The 7,428-nt window shown below is 31.6% G+C and carries 10 protein-coding genes and 1 other RNA gene; 4 read left to right on the top strand and 7 right to left on the bottom strand.

What is annotated here, in order from left to right; all coding sequences use genetic code 11:
* The first annotated feature begins 137 nt into the window (after window positions 1-137).
* The 3 genes from DKT72_RS18295 (at window position 138) to DKT72_RS15515 (ending at window position 1,534) form a co-directional block, all read left to right on the top strand.
* Window positions 138-353, top strand: a complete 216-nt coding sequence (locus DKT72_RS18295; protein WP_162623335.1) for a hypothetical protein — start codon at window positions 138-140, stop codon at window positions 351-353.
* Window positions 334-648 carry an aminotransferase class V-fold PLP-dependent enzyme gene (locus tag DKT72_RS15520; protein WP_111309660.1) on the top strand — a complete coding sequence of 105 codons (315 nt, stop codon included), beginning with the start codon at window positions 334-336 and terminating at the stop codon, window positions 646-648. The genes DKT72_RS18295 and DKT72_RS15520 overlap by 20 nt, the downstream gene beginning before the upstream one ends.
* Before the next feature lie 94 nt (window positions 649-742).
* The gene (locus DKT72_RS15515) at window positions 743-1,534 is read left to right on the top strand and encodes an aminotransferase class V-fold PLP-dependent enzyme (protein ID WP_111309659.1); all 792 of its coding nucleotides are present in this window, start codon (window positions 743-745) and stop codon (window positions 1,532-1,534) included.
* 372 nt (window positions 1,535-1,906) lie between these two features.
* Here DKT72_RS15515 and ssrA read toward each other — a convergent pair.
* The 7 genes from ssrA to DKT72_RS15480 form a co-directional block, all read right to left on the bottom strand.
* Window positions 1,907-2,301, bottom strand: a transfer-messenger RNA (tmRNA) gene (ssrA, locus tag DKT72_RS15510).
* A gap of 246 nt (window positions 2,302-2,547) precedes the next feature.
* Window positions 2,548-3,117, bottom strand: a complete 570-nt coding sequence (locus DKT72_RS15505) for a DUF1361 domain-containing protein (RefSeq protein WP_162623334.1) — start codon at window positions 3,115-3,117, stop codon at window positions 2,548-2,550.
* 83 nt (window positions 3,118-3,200) lie between these two features.
* Window positions 3,201-3,584 (bottom strand): ribosomal maturation YjgA family protein, encoded by a 384-nt coding sequence (locus tag DKT72_RS15500; RefSeq protein ID WP_111309657.1) that lies wholly within the window; start codon window positions 3,582-3,584, stop codon window positions 3,201-3,203.
* 3 nt (window positions 3,585-3,587) lie between these two features.
* Entirely contained in the window at window positions 3,588-3,875 is a 288-nt protein-coding gene (locus DKT72_RS15495) for a hypothetical protein (RefSeq protein WP_162623333.1), read from the bottom strand.
* A gap of 102 nt (window positions 3,876-3,977) precedes the next feature.
* Window positions 3,978-5,354 carry a cell envelope integrity protein CreD gene (creD, locus tag DKT72_RS15490; RefSeq protein WP_111309655.1) on the bottom strand — a complete coding sequence of 459 codons (1,377 nt, stop codon included), beginning with the start codon at window positions 5,352-5,354 and terminating at the stop codon, window positions 3,978-3,980.
* Window positions 5,355-5,406: 52 nt separating this feature from the next.
* Window positions 5,407-5,700, bottom strand: a complete 294-nt coding sequence (locus tag DKT72_RS15485; protein WP_111309654.1) for a winged helix-turn-helix domain-containing protein — start codon at window positions 5,698-5,700, stop codon at window positions 5,407-5,409.
* A 32-nt stretch (window positions 5,701-5,732) separates the two neighbouring features.
* Window positions 5,733-6,341: a hypothetical protein gene (locus DKT72_RS15480; protein WP_111309653.1), complete on the bottom strand. Its 609-nt coding sequence runs from the start codon at window positions 6,339-6,341 to the stop codon at window positions 5,733-5,735.
* A gap of 291 nt (window positions 6,342-6,632) precedes the next feature.
* Between DKT72_RS15480 and DKT72_RS15475 the strand changes: the two genes are divergently transcribed.
* Window positions 6,633-7,415 carry an SDR family NAD(P)-dependent oxidoreductase gene (locus DKT72_RS15475; protein ID WP_111309652.1) on the top strand — a complete coding sequence of 261 codons (783 nt, stop codon included), beginning with the start codon at window positions 6,633-6,635 and terminating at the stop codon, window positions 7,413-7,415.
* Window positions 7,416-7,428: the final 13 nt, after the last annotated feature.

The following is a 7,428-nucleotide window of genomic DNA, read 5'->3' as shown; positions in this document are numbered from 1 at the left end:
CAGCGCATCAAGTTAAAAGGGAAAGAGCCCTTCAAGGTGGATGCGACCGTCGAATTCATGGTGTGTGACGATAGCAGATGCTTGCCGCCGACCGAAGTCGATCTGGTATTCAATATAAAATAAGGAACAGTAAAAAAATGAGGCAATTTCTTCTTGCAATAAGTATTTTATTAAGTATTACGGTCAATTCCCAAGTGTTGGCACTAGTAAAATGGATCACATCGGTAGAGAAACTATCGGGAACGGAATATGAGCTGATAGCCAAGGCATTCACCTATGACGATAGCGAAGGGGATTTTAAGGTAATAGGAAATTTCCATTACAGGTTACACAATGACTTTCGCCTATCATGAGGCCAGAAATATTATAAAAAATCACGTGAATGTTTCAAAATATGATTTGCTGATTACGGTTGGGACAGGAATGACTGGAGCTATCAATAAGTTTCAGCGTATCCTTGGGCTCTGTCTTAATGAGAATTTAAAAGACTATACCAAAGTTCTCGAAGAAAAGCGTCCGATTATTTTCTTGTCGCATATGGAACATCATTCAGACCCTACCTCTTGGTTGGAAACCATAGCAAAGGTTAAAGTTATTCCATCAAACACCAACGGTTTGCCTTGCTTGGAAAGTCTGGTGTCTTACTAAGTAAATATCATGATGTACCTATAAAAATTGCAGCTATCACAGGTTGCTCTAACGTTACAGGCATTAGACAAATTACCATCAGGTAGCTAAAATCATGCATCAGAACAATGGCTTGTGCTTTGTGGATTTTGCATGTTCGGCACCCTATGTTAATATCGATATGCATCCTAATGATGAAGAAGCCTATCTAGATACCATCACGTTTTCACCTCATAAATTTTTGCGAAAGCCCAGAACTTCAGGTGTATTAATCTTCAATAAGAAACTTTATAAAAACCTAATGCCAGATAATCCAGGAGGTGGCACTGTTAGCTATACCAATCCATGGGTGACCATGATTATATTGACGATATCGAAACCCAAGAGGATGGGGTACTCGAGGCTTTCTACAAGCCATAAGAATAGCCCTATCATTAAGTTAAAAGAAGAAATGGGTGGTCAGAACATTTTGGATAGAGAGCATGAATTGTGCAAAATTGTTTTTGATAGGCTTTCTAAAATTGATAATCTAAATATTTTGGCTCCAGAGCATACAGATAGATTGGGCATATTTTCATTTTATATAGACCATGCCCATTTTAATTTGATAGTCAAATTATTGAACGACCATTTTGGTGTACAAACTAGGGGAGGATGTTCATGTGCTGGCACCTATGGACACTATCTTTTTTATGTAGACCAAACCACTTTAAAAGCCATTGAGCAAAAAATATTGGAAGGTTGTCTCAATGAAAGACCTGGTTGGGTTAGAATGTCCCTTCATCCAACAATGACTGACGCACAGGTAGAATTTATTTGCAATGCCATTGAATTGGTAGCAAAAACCATGCACATTGGGGAAAGGACTATTGTCATAATGCCATTAAAAATGAGTTTGTCCATGTAAGCAATGTGCCTTTAGAAAATAAAATAATAACAAATTGGTTTGAAATTTAGTTTTGAACAAAAACGATCATACTTCAAAATCTTAGTAAGTTGAAGTGAAAAATGAAAAATAGATAGAAAAATCAGTTTTCAGGGTAAGACGAATTTCAGATTTTGTAAAAGCGCTAAAAGCAGTAAATTAGCATTTAAATCTAGTGTTTGAATTGTATAAATAATTGAAAATAAAGGTTTTTATGCTATATGAACTCATTTTAAATCCCAAAAGAGTCACCGAATTGGTCTCGATTAGGATGGTTTTATATGATATTAAATAAAATGAAAAACCCTGTAAATCAAGAATTTACAGGGTCTTTATTCTGACTTAATAGTCATTTAGTGGAGTCGGAGAGAATCGAACTCTCGTCCAAACAAGTAACCAAAGGGCTTTCTACGCGTTTATTCTTTTCTTATTTTTTCGATTATAAACTGGTTAAAGACAACCTATTTATAACTTATCTTTTTTAGTTTCAAAAGTGTGTCAAAGCGCCACACAATCTATGTTAACATTTACGATGCCTCTAAAAAGAACGCCGTTAACCAAGGCTTTCTGGAGACATTTAGCTCGCACACCTTGTGTGCCGAGGCTTATCTTACTTTATTCAGATTAAGCAGCTAAAGCGTAGTTATTCTCGCCGTTTAAAAGTTTGACCTAGCCTTTTACGTGTTTCAAAGTCATTACACGACGTGCTTACCGTTCAATTAATCTCGCTGTCAAAACCAGTCGACCCCAGTATTGATTTATCACTTCGAGCGATTCCCTTTTTTTAAGGAATTGTATCGAGAAGTGGGCGTTACCCTAATGGGTCGCGCTTTCGGCAGTCGCTCTTTTCAAGGAGCTCCAACAATGCTTCAATCGCTAACGCGGAGTGCAAAGGTATAAAAACTTTGTAATTGAATATGGATTCGATCTCTTTACTTCAAAAATTATTCCATTATATAAATTTTTCATAAAATGATAGTTATTCTTCATAAGAATTACTTGGAAGTATTTGCATAAAGTTGTTTAAACATCCAATAAGCTACATTTAAAAAACTTCCAAAAATGAAGGTAAATAGACAAGCTTCTAAGTTGAGATTAGGATGTATAATTAAAAATATAATATCGTTTAATAAGTTTAAAGGATTTTGAATAACCTCCCAAGAATTATATCTTAAAAATCTTCCTAAGTAAACTCCAAATCCACATAAAAAAAGAATAAATATAAAAATAGGGTTAACATATTTGTTGTTAGTAAATCTGCTCATTATTGCTTTCATATCTGTAATAGAAAGTAGGAACAGCAATAAGCCATTAAGAGCAAAAGAGGTTACTACCAAAACATCTAACCATAATAAATAACTGGAGCTTACTTTTAAGTGTAATAAATCTGTAATTATATAAGGGGCATTTGGTAAAAATAGCAGCCACACACAAAACCAGAAATACAGACCATATTTACTAAGTTTGGGATTACTTATTAAATAGGCCGTAATGGCGAATGGAATGACTGCCAAAAATAAATTCCAAACCAAAAACAAGAAATGAAAGGAATGTGTTAATTTCATTCGTATCATAAGTAATACAATATTTAAAAATATTGAAATTGTTACTAAATAAAATGTTTTAAACCGATTAAAAAGGAGGTGTTTTATGGAATCCATAGTTTGTATATTTTATATTCAATTATTAGAATAGTTACTATGCCAAGAGTGTAAGCAATTAAGTCTGAAATTTGAAATGTGCTTCCTAAAATGAGTTTTGCTAGGTTGTAGTTTTCTAAATTTAATAGCTGAAGCAGGTTTATGAGTTGTAAAAACTCTATAACAAAAGCGAATATTAAAACGCCGATAGCCATTTTAACTGCTTCAGTATGTATAAAACTTTTTAAGAAACAATAGATTAGAATGACTACTAAATAATCACCAAAAGTATAACGGATAAAGCCACTGGTTAAAAATTTTGCAATTAATATTTCAATAGTAAATATTACAATGAATAGTAGTGTATATGTTTTGTTTAATTTTAGTGACATACATTATCCTTTAGGTGGGAATTCAATAGATATAATTATATATAGATAAAGAATGGCAATAGGAATGTTTATCAGGATTATTCCGCATGTTTTTATATAATCAATCCTATTTTCACTATATATGGAAGACAATAATAAATTGGCAAAAAAGAAAATAGCATTGATTACAATGGCTACAATTACAAATTTAAAACCAATCATAATAGGTATTTTAGATTCACCTAAGTAGAGAAATAATGAGAATAGTATAGTTCCAATAATAAAACTGATTAATACAATAATTTTACTCACTTGAATTAAATTAAACATAGCTTGTGTTTTTAAAATTAGTGTTAACCTCACTCGTATCTAAATTGAGAATCGGAGTGAGGCAACACATCACTAACCAATAAATTAACCGTTATTCCAATCTATTTTTCTTGACACATACATTACTGTTGCAAGTATTAAGAATAGACCAATACTGCCCACTAAAAGCGCATAGTTTTCTAACTGAATAATAACGTATATAAATGTGTATAAAGCTGTTAATGAAAGTCCTATAAATATGGGGAACTTAAATGTTTTTAATATAGATTTTGAGTATAGTGTAATTAAAACAATTACCGAAACTCCAGCAATTAGGTATGCTTTTAAGAAATTACTATGTTCTGAGATGGAAACCAAAAGTGTATAAAACATAGTTAACGCTAATCCAATCATTAAATACTGAAATGGATGGATATCTATTTTGCTTAATGTCTGAATTAAAAAGAATATTAAAAAAGTTAAAGCGATAACTAAAAAACCATATTTTGCAGAACGTTCACTTTTTTGATATTCGTCTACCATAACCATAAATTTAGTACCAAAAGCAAATGCATTAAGGTTTGGTATTTTATTTAAATGTTGTTGTGAAAAGGCTCTATTTATATGTAGTACTTTCCAATCTGCTTTAAAACCATCTTTAGTGATTTTTTTAGTTTCATCATTTGGCAAATAATTACCTATAAAACTTGGGTCTGCCCAATTAGATGTCATGCTCATGGTAGTTGTTTTCCCAATAGGGATTATTTCTATTTCTTTACTACCATTAAAAGTGATTGAAATACTAAAGTTTGCATTGTCGTTTTTTGAAATAGCATCAGCATTTATAAAATTAGATTCTAAAACATCTAAAAGACCAATTGTGTTTTCAGATTCTTCATTATAGTTGGTTTGAAATGTATAAGTTTCATTATTTAACTTTAAAAACATTTCACTTGTGATACCTTTTAAATTTGAGGTTTCTATAATTACAGTGGCTTTGTCCCATATAATGTCTTCTGGTTTTATATCTTTTGAAGTTAAATCAGTAGGAATGTAATAACCTGAAAAATTCATGTTTGTTGTAAAGACTGCTGATTCAAAATTGCCTCGATTTAATTTTTTTGAATTTACATTTGCGTCAGATTTTAATGATTCTGGAAATATGTATGCATAATTTATATGCGTTTTTGTTTCCTTTAAATAGGTTTTTGTTTTCTCGTTAAATGTTGTGGTTTCTGAATATGTTTTATAAGGAATTTTTAAAATAGGCCCATAAACTAAAACATTATTTCCCCATTTGGAATTGATTTCTTCTACAACATCTAATTGCCTAAAAGAACGTTCTCTAATTAGACTTTCAATAAATGATAGCGGTATTAATAAGATGATAATTAAAAAACCGACCATGAGCATTCTAGCTGTAATGGAGGTTTTAAGCCAATTTCCGAATTTGTTTTGCTGTGGTGTGTTTGTGTTTTCCATAATTAATTATTTAAAGTACTTTGTTTTTCAAAGTAAAAGATTAAAAAAAAGGTTAATGTTTGTTTATTATTTTTTCGAGTGCGTCAAGGTGCTTTTTAAATTCCAGTTCTCCTAACTTAGTTGTGCTGTAACGTGTATTGGGTTTTCTGCCAATAAATTGTTTTTCAACTTTAATATACTCTGCAGTTTCTAAGGCTTTGGTGTGGCTTGCTAAATTACCATCAGTCGCTCCTAATAATTCTTTAAGCATATTAAAATCGGCATACTCATTCACCATTAAAATAGACATAATGCCTAATCTAATACGGTGATCGAATACTTTATTTATGTTGGTTATTATTCCCAAATTATTATTTATTAAAGGTATGCTTCGTGAACTTAATTAACATCATACTTAAAATGCATCCAAGTACCATAAATTATGTGCATAATCCCAAATCCTAAAACCCATAACCAAAACCCTAAACCAGGGTATAAAGCCCCAATTAGGCCTAATGCAATTTCAATGAAGCCAAGGTAGCGAATATCTCCTATACTGTATTTTGAAGCATTAATTAATGCCAAGCCATAAAATATAAGCATTAAAGCACCGGTTTGCCCATATTTTTGTTGACCTAATATTATCAAAATGTAAATACCCCCAACAATTAATGGAATTAAAAAATTAATTACAAGTCGTCTAGACGTACTATCCCAAATTTTAGCACCATTTTTTTTTGCCTTTTTTGTTGTAAGGTAAATACCGGTAATGACACTTAATAAGGCAATTAAAAATAAATCCAACAATACCAATTTAAAAATAGTGCCATCAAGTATTAAATACTCCCTAGCGGAGTTTTCTACTAACCAATAAGCGACAGCTGCTCCTGTCAATGCATAAATGCCTGCAAGTATTCCAGATAATCCACTAAGGGAAATAAAACGAGATGATTTAGTCATCAAATTTTTAATCTCACTTAGGTCTTTTAAATAATCTTTTGATTCCATATAAAAGTACTTTGAAAAACAAAGTAAATAAAATAAAATGACACTGCAAACTATAATTTGAATAATGTGTCATTACTTTTGAATGAAATACGTTTCTGGTTACAACTTTAAGGGTTGAAAAGATTGCGTATATTCGACCCTATGGTCTGAATTAGGAAATAAAACCATCAATGCCTTTTCCACTGCAAACTGAATAGACTCTTTGATAATTATTATTTTTTTTAAATTGACATACTTATATGAATGTAAAGGGATAGTTTTGTACAAAGTTTTTTATTCTAATTTAATTTTATGACAAAAACAGCTTTAATAACTGGAGCCGCTTCAGGATTAGGCTATGAATTATCACTTTTGTTGGCTAATGATGCTTATAATGTGATATTAGTAGATATTGATTCTGAAAAACTACATTTAGTCAAGTCAGAAATTGAAAAATCTTTTAGCTGTAAAGTCACAGTTCTTGTAAAAGATTTAAGTGTGCCAGATGTTGCCAGTCAAATCGTTGAAGAAATCAATGGAGCCCCTATAGATGTTTTAGTTAACAACGCAGGTTTTGGGTTGTTTGGCACTTTTAACAATACGGAATGGAAAAGAGAGCTTGAAATGCTTTATTTACATATTATTACAACAACCCACTTAACTAAACTATTGCTAGAAGGGATGGTAGAGCGAAAATCCGGAAAAATTCTTAATATATCTTCATTAGCCGCTTTTCAACCAGGACCACTTATGTCTATTTATTATGCTTCAAAATCTTATTTGTTATCATTTTCTGAAGCTATTGCCAATGAACTTAAAGGTTCGGGCGTAACCGTAACTGTCTTGTGTCCAGGGCCTACTAAAACAGCTTTTCAAGATGTTGTTTCAGAAAATGCTGCCGACAATAAAATTAGTTTTAATATGGCATGCCCCTCTGAAGTAGCACGTTATGGTTACAATGCTATGCACAAAGGAAAAACAGTAGCCATTCCAGGAATTATAAATAAATTTTTAGCGACCATACATCGTTTTGTTTCTAGAGGTATGGCTGCAAAAATTGTTAGGAATATACAAGAGAAGAACAGAAAAGAATAATTAAACTAGCCTT

The organism is Confluentibacter sediminis (genome assembly GCF_003258355.1).
Lineage (GTDB): Bacteria > Bacteroidota > Bacteroidia > Flavobacteriales > Flavobacteriaceae > Confluentibacter > Confluentibacter sediminis.
This window is presented reverse-complemented; position numbering and strand designations above follow the sequence as displayed.